This window comes from Pseudomonas sp. 1152_12, assembly GCF_052850675.1.
Genome location: NZ_VXCW01000003.1, coordinates 441,432 through 458,333, shown reverse-complemented (window position 1 = coordinate 458,333; position 16,902 = coordinate 441,432). Strand labels below are relative to the sequence as shown.

The window sequence follows — 16,902 nt, the reverse complement described above, 5'->3', positions numbered from 1 at the left end:
GGTGTTAACGCTTGAACAGTTGTGGCTGCTGCTGAGCCAGCTCAACGGGCGCATCGGTCTTGTTCGACCACAAGCTCTGCGCATACCCGGTGGTCACGACGCCCAGACCAAACAAAATAACCAAAATCCATAGTAAATCCGGTTTACGTTGCATCGATTGCCCCCCTTCAGGCACCTCGTACACGATGACAACAACGTTCCAAAGTAGTCCGTTGCAGCTGCGTCAAGCTTAAAAGCGGGCATTCTGCGGTAACGCGAACCAACACGCAAACCTTGACGCCAACCGACTGTCGGTTTGTCATGGAATTGCCTGACAACTTATCCAATGCCTTTTTCAGGAGCCCCAAAATGGCCTACTGGCTGATGAAATCCGAGCCCGACGAACTCTCCATCAACGGCCTGGAGAAGCTCGGCGAAGCCCGCTGGGACGGGGTTCGCAACTACCAGGCGCGCAACTTCCTGCGGGCCATGGCGGTCGGTGATGAGTTTTTCTTCTATCACTCCAGCTGCCCCGAGCCCGGCATTGCCGGTATCGGCAAAATCATCGAGGCGGCCTACCCCGACCCCACCGCACTGGAGCCGCAAAGCCACTATTTCGACGCCAAGGCCAGCCCAGAGAAAAATCCGTGGAGTGCGATCAACGTGGCGCACGTTAAAACCTTCCCCAAAGTGCTTGGCCTGGGTGACCTGAAACAGCAAACCGCCCTCGCCGAACTGCCCCTGGTGCAAAAGGGCAGCCGGCTTTCGGTGATGGCGGTCACGCCTGAGCAGTGGGCCGCAATCATCTATTTGCTTTAACTGATCGATATCAAGACCCTGAAAGGAAAAACCGGTCACACTGGAACGCTAATGCCGCAGGATGCAGCCATGTCTACGAACCATCATTTGTCCCGCTTTTTCGCCATCGCACTGATTGTCCTGTTGCTGGGTGCCGGTGGCTTCGGTTACTGGCGTTCCACCCAAGACCGCTTGCCCGAAGGCCTGAGCATGGGCAATGGCCGCCTGGAATCCACCGAAGTGCAGATCGCCGCCAAGATCCCAGGGCGTGTGGACGAAGTACGCGTGGACGAAGGCGACAAGGTGCTCAAAGGCCAATTGCTGGCGCGCATGGACACCCGTACGCTCGAAGCCCAGCGCGCCCAGGCCGAAGCCGAAGTGCTGCGCGCCAAGGAAAACTTCGCCGCCGCCGAAGCCAACGTGCAACTGCGCCAGAGTGAACAACTGCTGGCCAGCCAGGAACTCAGGCGCACCCAGGAACTGTACAAGCGGGGCTTCGCCAGCAGCCAGTTGATCGACCAGCAGCAAGCGCGCCAGAACACCGGCAACGCCGCCGTGGTTGCCGCGCAAGCCCAGGTCAATGCGGTGAAAGCCGCCATTGGCGCGGCCCAGGCTCAGGTGGCACAGCTCAACAGCGAAATCGACGACAGCAGCCTGCGGGCGCCCATCGACGGCATTATCCAGTTACGCCTAGCCGAACCCGGCGAAGTGCTCGGCGCGGGTGGCCGAGTTTTGTTGTTGATTGATCCCAATGATCAGTACATGAACCTCTACCTGCCCGCCGCCATCACCGGTCGCCTGACCGTCGGCAGTGATGCGCGCATCCTGCTCGACGCCCTGCCCCAGCAACCACTGCACGCGAAAATCAGCTTTGTCGCCGACAAATCGCAGTTTACGCCCAAGGAGGTGGAGACCCGCGACGAGCGTCAGAAGCTGGTGTTCCGCGTCAAGCTGCGCCTGACTCAACCCAGCGCCGTACCGCAAGCCAAGCCAGGCATGCCCGGCGCTGGTTACGTACGCACGGCTGATATCGACTGGCCGGCCAACCTGCAATGACCGACCTGGCGCTGCACGCCACGGGGATAAATCACCGCTACGGCAAACAACAGGCACTCGTCGATATCGCTTTCAGCCTGCCCGCTGGCACCCGCTGCGGCTTGATTGGCCCGGATGGCGCGGGCAAGTCGAGCCTGCTGGGGTTGATCGCCGGGGTGAAAAAGCTACAGGCGGGTCAACTGGAAGTGCTCGGCGGCTCTATCGAAGACCGCCACCACCGCAACAGCCTGTACCCACGCATCGCCTTCATGCCCCAAGGCCTGGGCGGCAACCTGTATCCCGAACTGTCCATCAGCGAGAACATCCGTTTCTTTGCCACACTGTTTGGCTTGTCGAAAGCCGACTGCGAGCAGCGCATGCACAACCTGCTGCTGGCCACCGACCTCGCGCGCTTCGCCGAGCGCCCGGCCGGCAAGCTGTCCGGTGGCATGAAGCAGAAACTCGGCCTGTGCTGTGCGCTGATCCACGACCCAGACCTGCTGATCCTCGACGAGCCCACCACCGGCGTCGACCCGCTGTCACGCCGCCGCTTTTGGGAGCTGGTCGAAACCGTACGCCACGAACGCCCGCAACTGACACTGCTGGTGGCCACGGCCTACATGGAAGAAGCTGAACAGTTCGAGCATTGCCTAATGCTCGACCGCGGCAAACTGATCGCTGACGGCCTGAGCAGCGAACTGGCGGCCGCCACACCCAGTGGCAAACTGGATGAAGCCTTTACCCACTTCCAGGGCGACAGCGCCCACAACAATCAGCCGCTGGTGATTCCGCCGCGCAAAAGCGGCAATACCGATATCGCCATCGAAGCCCACGACCTGACCCTACGCTTTGGTGATTTCACGGCGGTGGATAAAGTCAGCTTCGCCATCGGCCGGGGCGAGATTTTCGGCTTCCTCGGCTCCAACGGCTGCGGCAAGACCACTACCATGAAAGTCCTCACTGGGCTGATGCCGGCCACCGAAGGCAACGCCACGCTGCTCGGCAACCCGGTGAATGCCAAGGACCTCGAGACCCGTAAGCGCGTGGGTTTCATGTCGCAAAGTTTCTCGTTGTACGGCGAGCTCAGCGTGCGCCAGAACCTGGTGCTGCATGCGCAATTGTTCGACTTGCCCAAGGCCGATGCCGGCCCGCGGATCGACGAGTTGATCAAGCGCGTCGACCTCAGTGATGTAGCCGAGCAACCGTCAGGCGAATTGCCACTGGGCCTGCGCCAGCGCTTGTCATTGGCCGTGGCGGTGCTGCATCGCCCGGAAGTGCTGATCCTCGATGAGCCCACCTCAGGCGTTGACCCGGCAGCACGGGATGATTTCTGGCGTTTGCTGATCGAGCTGTCCCGCGAACAAGGCGTCACGATCTTCCTGTCCACCCACTTTATGAACGAAGCCCAGCGCTGCGACCGCATCTCCCTGATGCACGCAGGCAAGGTGCTCGCCTGCGACACGCCCGACGCACTGCAAAAGCAATTCCATGGCGACACCCTCGAGGCTGCTTTCGTCACCTGCCTGGAACAGGCTCAAGGCGACCCCGAACCTGCCGCGCCAAGCGAAACCGTCAGCGAAACCGGCGTACCGCCCGTCAGCAAACAGGGGTTCAGCCTGGCTCGGCTATTGGCCGTGGCGGGACGCGAAGGCAAGGAGCTGCTGCGCGATAAAGTGCGCATGGCCTTCGCCCTGCTTGGGGCAATGTTCATGATGGTGATCTTCGGCTACGGGATTTCCCTGGACGTGGAAAACCTTGCCTTCGCTGTCTACGACCAAGACCAGACCCCGCAGAGCCGCGCCTACCTTGAAGCCTTCCGCAGTTCACGCTACTTCGCCGAACAAGCGCCCATCAGCGACGCGAACGAACTGCACCGTCGCCTGCAACGTTCGGAAATCAAACTGGCACTGGAAATCCCGCCCGGATTTGGCCGCGACCTCTACGCCGGTCACCAACCCACGGTGGCCGCGTGGCTCGACGGCGGCATGCCGTTTCGCGCGGAAACCAGCCGCAACTACGTCGAAGCCGTACACCTGGGCAACCTTCAGCACATGGCCGAACTGAGCAGCCTGCCCCGTGCCCCTCAAGCCGCCGCCAAGCTTGAAACGCGCTTTCGCTACAACCAGGACGTGGTCAGCGTGAATGCCATCGGCCCGGGCGTGATGGCGCTGATCTTGGCGTTTATCCCTGCAATGCTCACCGCGCTGGGCATCGTGCGCGAAAAAGAGCTCGGCTCGATCACCAACTTTTACGCCACGCCCCTGACTCGCCTGGAATTCCTGCTGGGCAAACAAGCGCCCTACCTCGCCGTGAGCCTGGTCAACCTCGCGCTGCTGGTGGCGATGAACCGCTGGCTATTCGGCGTGCCGTTCAAGGGCAGTGCCTTGACCCTGGCCTTCGGCGGCTTTCTGTATGTGCTGGCCACCACCAGTATGGGCTTGCTGATTTCCGCATTCACCCGCACCCAGATTGCGGCGATCCTCGGCACCATGATCATCACGAGCCTGCCGACCATCCAGTTCTCCGGGCTGATCGTGCCGCGCTCGTCTCTGGAAGGCGCGGCGGCGCTGATGGGCATGCTGTTTCCCGCCGGACACTTTTTGGATATTGCGGTGGGCACCTTTACCAAGGCCCTCGACCTGCGCCAGTTGTGGCCACAGTGCCTGGCGCTGTTCGGGTTTTTTGTCGGGTTCACCGGGTTGAGTTTGATCATGCTCAAGAAGCAGGAGGCCTGATGCACAAGCTCGCTCACATCCTGCGCCTGGGCATCAAGGAACTCACCAGCCTGCGCCATGACAGCGTGTTGCTGCTGTTTCTGGCCTACGCCTTTACGGTCGCGATCTACATGCCCGCCGCCGGGTCGGTAATTGGCGTGCACAACGCCAGCGTGGCCTTTGTCGATGAAGACCACAGCGCGCTGTCCCGGAAGATGGCCGAAGCATTGCAACCGCCGGAGTTTCAACCACCCGCGCCACTGGCGTATGACCAACTGGATAAGGTCATGGACAGCGGCGAATACACCTTCGTAATCAACGTGCCGGCAAACTTCCAGGCCGACGTGTTAGCCGGGCGTCAGCCGGGCGTACAGGTGAACGTCGATGCCACTGCGATGAGCCAGGCGTTCATGGGCGCGGGCTATATCGGCAGGATCTTCCAGCGTGAGCTGCTGAGCTACAGCGGCCAGGTCGGCGCGACCGACAAGACGCCCGCGCGGCTGACCACGCGGGCACTGTTCAATACCAACCTGGAAGGCGGTTGGTTTTTGGCGGTGATCCAGATCGTCAACAACATCACCATCCTGGCCATCGTGCTGACCGGCACCGCGCTGCTTCGCGAGCGCGAGCACGGCACGCTCGACCATTTGCTGGTGCTGCCGCTGACCGCGATGGAAATCATGCTGGCGAAAATCTGGAGCAACATGCTGGTGGTGGTGCTGTGTACGTGGCTGTCGCTGGAGCTGGTGGTCAAAGGCTTGCTTGGTGTGCCGCTGGCCGGCTCCATGAGCCTGTTCCTGTTTGTGACCGCGCTGTATCTGTTTGCCAGTACTGCGCTGGGAATCTTCCTCGCCACCCTTGCGCGCTCGACACCGCAGTTCGGCCTGCTGGCGATCCCGGTGATTATCCCGATGCTGTTGTTGTCGGGTGGCAGCACGCCACTGGACAGCATGCCCGAGTGGTTGCAGTGGGTGATGCAGGGCTCGCCGTCGACGCACTTTGTGAGTTTGAGCGCGGCGATTCTATTTAGGGATGCGGGTGTGAGCGTGGTATGGCCGGATTTACTGGCACTGGCGGGGATCGGATTGGTGTTTTTTGCGGTGGCGCTGGCGAGGTTCCGCAAAAGCCTGGCGTCTTAATAGAGGCGAGCGGGTTTGGCACAACAAGCCCACTCACCGCATGGAACCGTTACTGGATGATCAGGTTGTTGAACAACAGATCTTCCACCACCGGCTTGCCGGTCTCGTCATTCATCACTTGCTGGGTTTGTTTCAGGGCTTCCTGACGCAGCTTTTCCTTGCCTTCGACCGTACTCATGGCCTCAGTGGTTTGCTGAGTGAACAACGCCACCAACTGATTACGAATCAGCGGATCGTTGGCTTTGACGGCAGCGGCAGCTTCAGGCCCGGTCACGCGCAAGGCGATGTCGGCCTTGAACACCTTGAGTTTGGCAGTGCCATCCAGGCCGTAGTTACCCACGAACGGCGGTGTCAGGCTGATATAGCTGACCTTAGGCGCCTCGCCTTCTTTCGCTTCTTCGGCCTGGGCTGCCATCGGCAAGGTCAGGGCGAGCATCAACAGGATCCAAGCTTTCACGGTTCATTCCTCAAATTCGGTTGCCAGGTAGCATAACGCTAGCAAGGCTGAGCACAAGCTTATGGCCACTTATCAGGGCCGGGCATGCTCGTTGACCCACGGGCGTACCCTCCTACACTTATCGGCCACGACGCCAAAAGGAATAGTCCGATGAAAGCTGTGCTGTGCAAAGCCTTCGGCCCCGCCGAAACCCTGGTGCTGGAAGAGATCGCAAGCCCCGCGATCAAGAAGAACGAAATCCTGTTGGACGTGCACGCGGCCGGGGTCAATTTCCCGGACACCCTGATCATCGAGGGCAAATACCAATTCAAGCCGCCCTTTCCGTTCTCGCCGGGTGGCGAAGCGGCGGGCGTGGTCAGTGAAGTCGGTGAAAAAGTCAGCCACTTGAAAGTCGGCGACCGGGTCATGGCCCTGACCGGCTGGGGCAGCTTTGCCGAGCAGGTCGCCGTGCCGGGCTACAACGTGCTGCCGATCCCGCCGAGCATGGATTTTAATACCGCCGCCGCCTTCAGCATGACCTACGGCACCTCGATGCATGCCTTGAAACAAAGGGCCAACCTGCAACCCGGTGAAACCCTGTTGGTACTCGGCGCCTCCGGTGGTGTGGGCCTGGCTGCCGTGGAAATCGGTAAAGCCATGGGCGCCCGAGTAATCGCCGCCGCCAGCAGTGCGGACAAACTGGCTGTGGCCAAGGCGGCTGGCGCCGATGAATTGATCAACTACAGCGAAACCAACCTCAAGGACGAAATCAAGCGTCTAACTGACGGCAATGGGGTTGATGTGATCTACGACCCGGTGGGGGGTGATCTGTTTGACCAAGCTGTTCGTGGTATCGCCTGGAACGGCCGGCTGCTGGTGGTGGGTTTTGCCAGCGGGCGCATTCCGGAGCTGCCGGTAAACCTGGCGTTGCTCAAGGGGGCATCAGTGGTCGGGGTATTCTGGGGCGCGTTCGCACAGCGTCAGCCGCAAGACAATGCGGCGAACTTCCAGCAGTTGTTCAGTTGGTATGCCGAAGGCAAGTTGAAGCCGCTGGTGTCGCAGGTGTATACGCTGGAGCAGGCTGCCCAAGCGATCAATGACCTGGGGCAGCGCAAGGCGGTAGGCAAAGTCGTCGTCCAAACCCGCTGACCGACTTGACATGCAATCCAATGTGGGAGGGAGCTTGCCTGCTCCCACAGTTGAACTGCACCGCCATAAAAATCTGATACCGCCCCATACTTATCTATTAGCGACATGTTCATAAGAGAACATGCAATTGCTCCAATTTCCTGTGTTTGCAGATAAGAGGCGATGCTATTTTCGGTAACGAAACTGTAACATTCGCATCCGCAGTCAAAACAAGAAATTTGGAGCTCTTGAATGTTTGCTTTCTTTCGTCCTGCCGCACACCAGGCGCCTCTGCCTGAAGAAAAAATAGACAGCACGTACCGACGACTGCGCTGGCAGATTTTCGCCGGTATCTTCTTCGGCTACGCCGGCTATTACCTGCTGCGCAAAAACTTCTCCCTGGCCATGCCCTACTTGATCGACGAGGGTTATACCCGTGGTCAGTTGGGCCTGGCGATGTCGGCGATTGCAATCGCCTACGGCTTGTCCAAGTTCCTGATGGGCCTGGTGTCCGACCGCTCCAACCCTCGCTACTTCCTGCCCTTCGGCCTGCTGATATCGGCCGGAGTGATGTTCATTTTCGGTTTCGCACCTTGGGCAACGTCCAGTGTGACCATGATGTTCATTTTGCTGTTCATTAACGGCTGGGCCCAAGGCATGGGCTGGCCGCCAAGTGGACGCACCATGGTGCACTGGTGGTCGCAGAAAGAACGCGGCGGTGTGGTGTCGGTATGGAATGTGGCGCATAACGTCGGCGGCGGCCTGATCGGCCCGCTGTTCTTGCTGGGTATGGCGTGGTTCAACGACTGGCACGCGGCGTTCTATGTGCCTGCGACCGTGGCCTTGCTGGTGGCAGCATTTGCCTTCATCACCATGCGCGATACCCCACAATCGGTAGGCTTGCCACCGATCGAGAAATACAAGAACGACTACCCGGAAGGGTACGATTCCAGCCACGAAGACGAATTCAGCGCGAAGGAAATCTTCGTCAAGTACGTACTGCGCAACAAAATGCTGTGGTACATCGCCTTCGCCAACGTCTTCGTCTACCTGCTGCGCTACGGCGTACTTGACTGGGCGCCGACGTACCTCAAGGAAGCCAAGCACTTCGACGTGGATAAAACCTCGTGGGCGTACTTCTTCTACGAGTGGGCAGGAATTCCCGGTACGCTGCTGTGCGGCTGGATGTCGGACAAGATCTTCCGTGGCAACCGTGGCCTGACCGGCATCGTGTTCATGGCCTTGGTCACAGTGGCGACCCTGGTTTACTGGCTCAACCCGCCAGGCAACCCGACGATCGACATGATCGCGCTGTTCTCCATTGGCTTCCTGATCTACGGCCCGGTGATGTTGATCGGCCTGCAGGCGCTGGAGCTGGCACCAAAAAAAGCTGCCGGCACTGCGGCGGGCTTCACCGGTTTGTTCGGTTACCTGGGGGGTTCGGTGGCAGCCAGTGCGGCCATGGGCTACACCGTTGACCATTTCGGCTGGGATGGCGGTTTTGTGTTGTTGGTGGGCGCGTGTCTGTTGGCGATCGCCTTCCTGATCCCGACGCTGTGGCACACCAACAGCATCAGCACGGCACGTTAATCGCCGCCCGCCCCCTTCGTACAACGCTTGAGCCGCGCCTCCAGATTTTTATCTGGCATGGCGTGGCTACGCAGGGCGTTGACGGTCTGCTCGACATAATCGCGAGTGGTGCCGTAACGCCCGCAAGCGCTTTGCAGCACGTGATTGAGCACGATGTCAGGCAAGTTGCCGGCATAGCTGGGCAAGTGCCGCTCCAACACAAACCCCAACGCCTGCACCTGAGTGCCATCTGCCAGACGGCAGCTGAGCCAGTGCGGCCGATAAGAGGGGTAAGGCATCTCGCGCTGCCATAAGGCGTAAAGCGAGGCCTCGAGCTGATCTTCTGGCAAGCGGTAGGCAAACCCGCTGCAGGAACCCCCGCGATCCAGACCGAACACCAAACCCGGCGACTCCGGCGTGCCCCGATGCTCGTGGGACCACAGGTACAAGCCCCGGTGATAACCGTGAACCCGCGCCCGTACTCGCTCGGTCGACGAACATTCAGGCCGCCAGATCAACGATCCGTAAGCAAATAGCCAGACCGGCCCACCCTTATGCCGGGCCATGGTGGCCTGCATTGAGCTCATTAACTGTTCGTGAGTGAGTTGCGGCCCCAGATCGAGCCGCGGAGGGTAAGCCAATTGCAAAAGATCGGTTTCAATGGCGGTCATGGCGAAAAGCGTTGCGCCTCCTGTGTATTACCAGTTGTAAGCAACTTTACCGTAATAAAACGTGGCGCTGTAACCAGACGACGAAAAAGTGCTTTAGGCCAAATTGCCACCACTGCTGGCGTAGGCATTGACCTTCCCCAGGTATTTGTCGGTGACGTTGTCGCCGCCCAACGTGAAGGCCCAGCTCTTCTGAATTCATACGATTGGTCTGGCGGGCGGGACGGTCAGTTATGGGTTGCTGTCGAGAAGTCGTTAGTCGATTTACCTATGACCTAATGAGATTTCCCCTACAGAAGTAACACCTTAATTACATAAGTATAGGCGACCAAACTTTCAGCGCAGGTTCAGGCGCTTCAGGAGGTTAGCCGCCAAACTGTAGACGTTTAGCGACCCACATTAGCCGCCCGTTCAAACGACTATCGAGGTCGAACCATGAAGTACTTTTACTCTGGCTTGCTGCTCATGGCACACGCCGCTACTGCTCTGGCCTCTGAGGCGGCCGCTGAAGACGATAAGGGCTTCTGGTACGCCCAGACGAGCGTCTATACACGGCACTTTTCACCGGACCCCAAGCACAACAACAATCAGGATTTGATCAACCTGGAGCGCAACGAAGCGTCCGGGCTGGTGTATGGCGGGGCTACATTTCGCAACTCGTTCAGCCAGCGTTCATACTACGTCTACGCCGGTAAACGCTACGATCTTGGCGACTCGCCGTTCTACGTAAAGGTGACCGCCGGCGCGCTTCAGGGCTATCGCGGCAAGTACCGAGACAAAATCCCACTCAACCGCTTTGGCGTGGCGCCGGCGATCATCCCCTCCGTGGGCGTGAATTTCGGCCCGGTGGCCAGCGAGTTGGTGTTGTTGGGCTTTAATGCGGCGATGCTGACCGCGGGGGTGCGTTTCTGACAGCACCGCCTATCTGTGTAGGCGCTCGCTTGCCTGCTCACACATTAAGGACGCGGCGCGTAGGCGAAGACATCGGCACGCATCTGGTGTGCGTCCATGCCAGCGTCGACCAGCGCATCCAATGTGCCGTAGATCATCGCCGGTGAACCACTGGCGTAGACGTGAACGGCCTTAAGGTCGCTGATGTCTTCGCACACCGCTTCATGTAGCAGCCCGCAGCGCCCTTCCCAACCGCACAGGTCGCTGACGACTTTGTGCAGGAACAGGTTGGGCAGTTGCTTCCATTGGTCCCAGTGCTCGATTTCGTAGAAGTCTTCCGGGCGACGCACGCCCCAGTACAGGTGCACCGGGTGTTTGAAGCCAGAGGCGCGACAATGCTCGATCAGGCTGTGCATTTGCGCCATGCCGGTGCCAGCGGCGATCAGCACCAGCGGCCCGTCCGGCAGCTCTGCCAGATGAGTGTCGCCAAACGGCAGCTCGATGCGGGCCATCTGATTACGCTGAAGTTGCTCAATCAGGCTGCGGGCGCTGTCCTCGCGCACCAGCACATGCAGCTCCAGCTCACGCCCGGCGTGGGGCGCCGAGGCCAGGGAAAACGCCGACTTCTCGCCGTTCTCCCGCTCGATCATCAGGTACTGCCCGGCGTGGTAACGCACCGCTTTGCCGGCTGGAGCCCGCAGGCGCACGCGCCACACATCGCCACCGACTTCCACACATTCACTCAATTGGCACGACAACTTGTGCAACGGCAACTCTCCCGGCGCCAGCACGCCATCCCACAACACAATGCAATCTTCCAGCGGTTCGGCGATGCAGGTGTAGAACTCACCGTGATCACGCACCTCACCGGCTTGCTGCACCCGGCCCTCGACCAGCAGCGCCGCACACACATGGCAAACGCCGTTTCGGCACGCTTGCGGGCACTCGTAGCCCAGGCGGCGCGCGCCTTCGAGCACTCGCTCGCCAGGGATCAGTTCCAGTACCGCGCCAGAAGGTTGCAGGGTTACACGCATCAATCTATTCCCAATTCTTTCCAGATCGCATCCACACGTGCGGTCACGGCTTCATCCTTGACGATTACCCGGCCCCACTCGCGGGTGGTTTCACCCGGCCATTTGTGGGTGGCATCCAGGCCCATCTTCGAGCCCAGACCCGACACCGGCGAAGCAAAATCGAGGTAGTCGATCGGCGTGTTGTCGATCATCACCGTGTCGCGCTTGGGGTCCATGCGCGTGGTGATGGCCCAGATCACGTCGTTCCAGTCCCGAGCATTGATGTCGTCGTCGGTGACGATAACGAACTTGGTGTACATGAACTGTCGCAAAAACGACCACACACCGAGCATTACCCGCTTGGCATGACCTGGGTACGACTTCTTCATGGTCACGATGGCCATGCGGTAAGAGCAGCCTTCTGGCGGCAGATAGAAGTCGGTAATTTCCGGGAACTGCTTTTGCAGGATCGGCACAAACACTTCGTTGAGCGCCACACCAAGAATAGCCGGCTCATCCGGCGGCCGGCCGGTGTAAGTGCTGTGGTAGATCGGCTTGATCCGATGGGTGATGCGCTCGACGGTGAACACCGGGAAGCTGTCGACTTCGTTGTAGTAACCAGTGTGGTCGCCGTAAGGGCCTTCATCGGCCATTTCGCCGGGATGAATTACGCCTTCCAAAATGATTTCCGCGGTGGCCGGCACTTGCAGGTCGTTGCCACGGCACTTCACCAGTTCGGTGCGGTTGCCGCGCAGCAGACCGGCAAAGGCATATTCGGACAGGCTATCAGGCACCGGAGTGACGGCGCCCAGAATGGTCGCCGGGTCAGCCCCCAGCGCAACGGAGACTGGGAACGGCTTGCCGGGGTGCTTTTCGCACCACTCACGGAAGTCCAACGCGCCACCGCGATGGCTCAACCAACGCATGATGACCTTGTTGCGGCCGATCACTTGCTGACGGTAGATACCGAGGTTCTGGCGGTCTTTATTCGGGCCTTTGGTGACGGTCAGACCCCAGGTGATCAGTGGGCCGACGTCGCCAGGCCAGCAGGTCTGCACCGGCAGCATGCCGAGGTCGACATCATCGCCTTCAATGACCACTTCCTGGCACACCGCGTCTTTGACCACCTTGGGCGCCATGGCAATAATCTTGCGAAAGATCGGCAGCTTAGACCATGCATCCTTGAGGCCCTTGGGTGGCTCGGGCTCCTTGAGGAAGGCCAGCAGCTTGCCGATCTCGCGCAGCTCGCTGACCGACTCGGCGCCCATGCCAAAGGCCACGCGATCCGGGGTGCCGAACAGGTTGCCGAGCACCGGAATATCAAAGCCGGTCGGGTTCTCGAACAGCAGCGCCGGGCCCTTGTTGCGCAGGGTACGGTCGCAAATCTCAGTCATTTCCAGTACCGGGGAAATCGGCACCTGGATACGTTTCAACTCTCCGCGCTGCTCAAGTTGCTGCACGAAATCCCGAAGATCCTTGAATTTCATTAACCATGCCACCCGTAAAATAGGCGTACATCCTACCTGCTCTTACGAGCGCTGACAGCTTATTGCACGTCATTGAGACTCACATCCGGCTCAGCGGATGTGTTGTGTAGAGCGCGGAAGAAGGGCTCAAGGAAACCCTCCACAAGCTTGGAGCCTGCGATTGAAAGGTGATTGTCATCCGTGTAGAGCGCGTGGCCATCAAGCTCGACCCGGCACCAGCTGTTTACATCACACAGTTTCGGCGCAGGGTCCAGGACCCGAACCCCTGGGTCGGACGCCGCAATTCGCTCAAACGTGGCGCTGATATAGGCCTGACGCGCCAAGTGCTCGGCCAGTGGCAAGCCTTCTTTGTCGGTCCGGCGCCCCAGCATCGCCAAGCGGGCGAGCCGGAAAGGGACATCGAACTCCTGCAGTGGCACTTCCTGCACCAACCATACCCGGTAGCCACTGGCACGAAGTTGCTGCACCTGTGCAGTCAAACCCTCGGTGAACAGCCGCTGCGCGATAGCACGGTCATATTTGCCCGTCTGCGGGTCATGAATTGACGCACCGGTATCGCCGGAGCGCTCTCCATAGACGTAGAGACTCCAACGCGCGACAAGTACCACATCGCTGAAGTGGTCTCGTTTCAACAACGCTGAGGTGCGCTCATTGAATGCGCTGCAACCGAGAGTGTTTTCTTTGCGGTAAAAAGGCAGGCAACCGGCATAACCGGCCTGCGTGATGCTGAAGTCGTACTTATTCGAACCGTCATTCAACGCTGGAATCAGCGCCGAGGCGTGACTATCGCCCCACACCAGCGCTCGCGCTGTGCTTGTTAGCGGGCCAAAATGGCAAGGCTCGCTTCGACTGTTTTTCTTGTCGTCCCCTAAGCACTTCATGAGCTTGGGGCTCCAGGTATGGGTCTGGGCAAATTGCAGTGCCTGAGGTGACAATCGCTCGGCGAACCCATCCGACCACACCAGCCCTTTGCCAACCAGCCCCAGGCTTGCGAGTGCAACGACGCTCGCGACCAGGATCGACCGACGCCCCGCCAACAGGCGCCGCTCACGAAAGGGCCCCTCGACAAACCGCCAGGACCCATAACCCAGAATCAGGCTCAGGCAGAACAGCGCCGCCACCTCCCAGCGCGTCAGGCCAAAGATACTGGCGTACTTGCCAAACACCAGCACCGGCCAATGCCACAAATACCAGGAATAGGAAATCAGCCCTATGCCCACCAGTACACGACTGCCCAGCAACCGCCCAACCAGGGTTGTTTGCTGGCCGTTGGCCCAAATCAGGCCCACCACACCCAATACCGGCAGCAGAGCCGCAGCGCCCGGGAAGGCGGTGTCAGCGTCATATCCAAACACCGCAACCAGAATCAGGCCCAGGCTGATCAAGCTGACGGTCTGTGCCAACCTCGGGCTTGCCCGCTGAGCGCGCACCGGCAAAACCGCCAGCATGGCGCCCGCCAACAGTTCCCAGGCACGCATAGGCAACAGGAAAAAAGCTTTTTCGGGCGCATGAGCAACCGCCCAGACGCTTGCAGCAAATGACACCAGCGACAGCACAAACAAGGCGCTGCGCCATTGCTTTAGCCGGCTCGACAAGAACACCAGTAACAGCGGAAACGCGATGTAGTACTGCTCTTCAACCGACAGCGACCACGTGTGCAGCATCGGCTTCATATCGGAGGCCGTTTCGAAGTAGCCGTCCTGACGCATGAAGAACAGGTTGGAGATGAAAATCACCTGATTGTGAATCGAACGCCCCAGTTCTTCGTAGTCCTTAGGCGCCAGCAGATACCAGCCGACCACCAATGATGCGAGCATCATGACAACCAGTGCCGGCAGGATACGCCGGGCCCGACGCGCCCAAAAATCCAGAAAACTGAAACGCCCGGCCTCACGCTCGCGCCAGATGATCGAAGTGATCAGGAAACCTGAAATCACAAAGAACACATCAACGCCCACAAAGCCGCCAGTAACACCCGGAACGCCAAAGTGGAACAGCACAACAGCGAGGACAGCGATGGCACGCAGGCCGTCAATGTCTCTTCGATAAGCAAGAGAGGTCATAAATGTAGTCAGTTTGGTACGGGTGGAGGTTTTGTAGTTTCTTTACTGACACTCCTACCGTGCAAACCTCCCTTTTTCGTCGCAAAAAAAATGGCGCCCTAAAAGGGCGCCATTTTTCGGATCTGAAACGTCGTATTACTTACGCTTCATCGACAAGAAGAACTCGTCGTTGGTCTTGGTGGCTTTCAGCTTGTCGACCAGGAACTCGATGGCGGCTACTTCGTCCATCGGGTGCAGCAGCTTGCGCAGGATCCACATGCGCTGCAGTTCGTCGTCGGCGGTCAGCAACTCTTCGCGGCGAGTGCCGGAGCGGTTGATGTTGATCGCAGGGAACACACGCTTTTCCGCGATACGGCGGTCCAGAGGCAGTTCCATGTTGCCGGTACCCTTGAACTCTTCGTAGATCACTTCGTCCATCTTCGAGCCGGTTTCAACCAGCGCGGTGGCGATAATGGTCAGCGAGCCGCCTTCCTCGATGTTCCGCGCGGCGCCGAAGAAACGCTTTGGTTTCTCCAGGGCGTGGGCATCGACACCACCGGTGAGGACCTTGCCGGAGCTCGGGATCACGGTGTTATAGGCACGAGCCAGACGGGTGATGGAGTCGAGCAGGATCACCACGTCCTTCTTGTGCTCGACCAGGCGCTTGGCCTTCTCGATCACCATTTCGGCAACCTGCACGTGACGGGTTGGAGGCTCATCGAACGTCGAGGCAACCACTTCGCCGCGCACGGTGCGCTGCATTTCGGTTACTTCTTCCGGACGCTCATCGATCAGCAGCACGATCAGGTGAACTTCAGGATTGTTACGTGCGATGTTCGCTGCAATGTTCTGCAGCATGATGGTCTTACCGGCTTTCGGCGGTGCGACGATCAGGCCGCGCTGGCCTTTACCGATCGGAGCGCACAGGTCGATGACACGACCGGTCAAGTCCTCAGTGGAGCCGTTACCGGCTTCCATCTTCATGCGCACAGTCGGGAACAGCGGCGTCAGGTTCTCGAAGAGAATCTTATTTTTCGCGTTCTCGGGACGATCGTAGTTGATCGTGTCGACCTTGAGCAGGGCGAAATAACGCTCGCCTTCCTTCGGAGGGCGGATCTTGCCAACGATGGTGTCACCGGTGCGCAAGTTGAAGCGACGGATCTGGCTCGGCGAGACGTAGATGTCGTCTGGGCCGGCGAGATAGGAAGCGTCAGCAGAGCGGAGGAAGCCGAAGCCGTCCTGGAGAATCTCCAGCACGCCATCACCGGAGATTTCCTCGCCGCTTTTCGCGTGCTTTTTGAGCAGGGAGAAAATCACGTCCTGCTTGCGCGAACGGGCCATATTTTCTATGCCCATTTCTTCGGCCAATTGGAGCAGGTCGGTAATCGGCTTTTGCTTGAGTTCAGTCAGATTCATATAGGAATGACGTAATCATTTATGGAGGGGGGAAAATTAAGCTTTTGGCTTAATGAGGCCGCGCCGCAGAGAAGGCGACAGGATCGCGTACTAATCGAAAAGGAATGCGTCGGCGACGGCTTGCAGGGGGCAGTGGAGAAACCAGTGCGGGGCCGAATGTACCATCTGAGTTTCAGAGCGTCTAGCCCTGTTTCACGAAAAAGCCCCGCAATTTTGCAGGGCCTTTTTGACGACGCTTAGATGTTAGCGTCGAGGAAAGCTTGCAGCTGAGACTTCGACAGCGCGCCCACTTTAGTGGCTTCGACGTTGCCGCCCTTAAACAGCATCAGCGTCGGAATACCACGCACGCCGTGCTTGACCGGGGTATCCGGGTTGTCGTCGATGTTCAGCTTGGCAATGGTCAGCTTGCCTTCGTAAGTGGTCGCAATGTCGTCCAGAACAGGGGCGATCATTTTGCAAGGGCCACACCACTCAGCCCAGTAGTCAACCAGGACCGGGCCTTGAGCCTTGAGTACTTGTTCCTCAAAGTTCGCGTCGGTGACGTGCTTGATAAGATCGTTGCTCATGGATGTCTCCGGATTGTAAGC

The 16,902-nt window shown here is 59.2% G+C and carries 15 protein-coding genes; 7 read left to right on the top strand and 8 right to left on the bottom strand.

Annotated elements, in window-relative coordinates:
- Window positions 1-4: 4 nt before the first annotated feature.
- Window positions 5-154 carry a hypothetical protein gene (locus FW764_RS07475; RefSeq protein ID WP_165447596.1) on the bottom strand — a complete coding sequence of 50 codons (150 nt, stop codon included), beginning with the start codon at window positions 152-154 and terminating at the stop codon, window positions 5-7.
- A gap of 194 nt (window positions 155-348) precedes the next feature.
- On the opposite strand from FW764_RS07475, the gene FW764_RS07470 reads away from it, so the two are divergent.
- The 4 genes from FW764_RS07470 to FW764_RS07455 all read left to right on the top strand — a co-directional run bounded on the left by FW764_RS07470 (window position 349) and on the right by FW764_RS07455 (window position 5,665).
- Window positions 349-798 (top strand): EVE domain-containing protein, encoded by a 450-nt coding sequence (locus tag FW764_RS07470; protein ID WP_446433383.1) that lies wholly within the window; start codon window positions 349-351, stop codon window positions 796-798.
- A 69-nt stretch (window positions 799-867) separates the two neighbouring features.
- A complete protein-coding gene (locus tag FW764_RS07465) occupies window positions 868-1,833 on the top strand; it encodes an HlyD family secretion protein (RefSeq protein WP_446433382.1) in 966 nt (321 codons plus the stop codon).
- Window positions 1,830-4,547: a ribosome-associated ATPase/putative transporter RbbA gene (rbbA, locus tag FW764_RS07460; protein ID WP_446433381.1), complete on the top strand. Its 2,718-nt coding sequence runs from the start codon at window positions 1,830-1,832 to the stop codon at window positions 4,545-4,547. Before FW764_RS07465 ends, rbbA begins: the two co-directional genes overlap by 4 nt.
- On the top strand, window positions 4,547-5,665 hold the full coding sequence (locus tag FW764_RS07455) for an ABC transporter permease (RefSeq protein ID WP_446433380.1): 1,119 nt from the start codon (window positions 4,547-4,549) through the stop codon (window positions 5,663-5,665). The genes rbbA and FW764_RS07455 overlap by 1 nt, the downstream gene beginning before the upstream one ends.
- 49 nt (window positions 5,666-5,714) lie before the next feature.
- Here the strand turns inward: FW764_RS07455 and FW764_RS07450 are convergent, their stop codons facing one another.
- Window positions 5,715-6,122 (bottom strand): flagellar basal body-associated protein FliL, encoded by a 408-nt coding sequence (locus tag FW764_RS07450; protein WP_446433379.1) that lies wholly within the window; start codon window positions 6,120-6,122, stop codon window positions 5,715-5,717.
- A gap of 150 nt (window positions 6,123-6,272) precedes the next feature.
- On the opposite strand from FW764_RS07450, the gene FW764_RS07445 reads away from it, so the two are divergent.
- Together FW764_RS07445 and glpT are read left to right on the top strand one after the other, a co-directional pair.
- The gene (locus tag FW764_RS07445) at window positions 6,273-7,250 is read left to right on the top strand and encodes an NADPH:quinone oxidoreductase family protein (protein ID WP_446433378.1); all 978 of its coding nucleotides are present in this window, start codon (window positions 6,273-6,275) and stop codon (window positions 7,248-7,250) included.
- Between the two features lie 231 nt (window positions 7,251-7,481).
- Window positions 7,482-8,819 carry a glycerol-3-phosphate transporter gene (glpT, locus tag FW764_RS07440; RefSeq protein ID WP_446433377.1) on the top strand — a complete coding sequence of 446 codons (1,338 nt, stop codon included), beginning with the start codon at window positions 7,482-7,484 and terminating at the stop codon, window positions 8,817-8,819.
- On the opposite strand, the gene FW764_RS07435 is transcribed toward glpT, so the two are convergent.
- On the bottom strand, window positions 8,816-9,469 hold the full coding sequence (locus FW764_RS07435) for a gamma-glutamylcyclotransferase (RefSeq protein WP_446433376.1): 654 nt from the start codon (window positions 9,467-9,469) through the stop codon (window positions 8,816-8,818). The two genes, glpT and FW764_RS07435, sit on opposite strands and share 4 nt — an antisense overlap.
- Window positions 9,470-9,901: 432 nt before the next feature.
- Between FW764_RS07435 and FW764_RS07430 the strand changes: the two genes are divergently transcribed.
- The gene (locus FW764_RS07430) at window positions 9,902-10,378 is read left to right on the top strand and encodes a sn-glycerol-3-phosphate transporter (RefSeq protein ID WP_446433375.1); all 477 of its coding nucleotides are present in this window, start codon (window positions 9,902-9,904) and stop codon (window positions 10,376-10,378) included.
- Between the two features lie 44 nt (window positions 10,379-10,422).
- On the opposite strand, the gene FW764_RS07425 is transcribed toward FW764_RS07430, so the two are convergent.
- The 5 genes from FW764_RS07425 to trxA form a co-directional block, all read right to left on the bottom strand.
- A complete protein-coding gene (locus FW764_RS07425; protein WP_446433374.1) occupies window positions 10,423-11,391 on the bottom strand; it encodes a CDP-6-deoxy-delta-3,4-glucoseen reductase in 969 nt (322 codons plus the stop codon).
- Entirely contained in the window at window positions 11,391-12,857 is a 1,467-nt protein-coding gene (ubiD, locus tag FW764_RS07420) for a 4-hydroxy-3-polyprenylbenzoate decarboxylase (RefSeq protein ID WP_056860766.1), read from the bottom strand. Before ubiD ends, FW764_RS07425 begins: the two co-directional genes overlap by 1 nt.
- 59 nt (window positions 12,858-12,916) lie before the next feature.
- Entirely contained in the window at window positions 12,917-14,920 is a 2,004-nt protein-coding gene (locus FW764_RS07415) for an acyltransferase family protein (protein WP_446433373.1), read from the bottom strand.
- A gap of 135 nt (window positions 14,921-15,055) precedes the next feature.
- Entirely contained in the window at window positions 15,056-16,315 is a 1,260-nt protein-coding gene (gene rho, locus FW764_RS07410; RefSeq protein WP_083356187.1) for a transcription termination factor Rho, read from the bottom strand.
- Between the two features lie 236 nt (window positions 16,316-16,551).
- Window positions 16,552-16,881 carry a thioredoxin TrxA gene (gene trxA / locus FW764_RS07405; protein WP_446433372.1) on the bottom strand — a complete coding sequence of 110 codons (330 nt, stop codon included), beginning with the start codon at window positions 16,879-16,881 and terminating at the stop codon, window positions 16,552-16,554.
- Between the last annotated feature and the right edge of the window lie 21 nt (window positions 16,882-16,902).